Raw genomic sequence first — 253 nt, 5'->3', positions numbered from 1 at the left:
GCTGCCGGCGGTCTGAATAATGGTGGCGTCAACGGCGGCGGCAGATGCCTTCTCTACTTTTAGGTTTTTTTCGGCCAGTTGTCGGTTAATCAGTTCCAGCAATTCGGACAGGGTGTCGTCTTGCGCCAGCCAGTTGCGGTAGCGGCATAAGGTGCTGTAATCGGGGATGCCCGGTTCGTCGAAACGGCAAAACAGGTTGAAGTCGATGCGGATAATGAGGCTGTGTTCGAGTTCGGGATCGGAGAGGCTGTGC

General features: G+C 55.7%; 1 protein-coding gene. It reads right to left on the bottom strand.

The window, feature by feature from the left end; translation table 11 throughout:
• Positions 1 to 253: transposase (locus Q9I99_RS11385; protein WP_304666242.1), on the bottom strand; the 253-nt coding region annotated here is incomplete at both ends.

The sequence above is a fragment of the Neisseria basseii genome (assembly GCF_962707005.1).
Classification (GTDB): Bacteria; Pseudomonadota; Gammaproteobacteria; order Burkholderiales; family Neisseriaceae; genus Neisseria; species Neisseria bergeri.
This window is presented reverse-complemented; position numbering and strand designations above follow the sequence as displayed.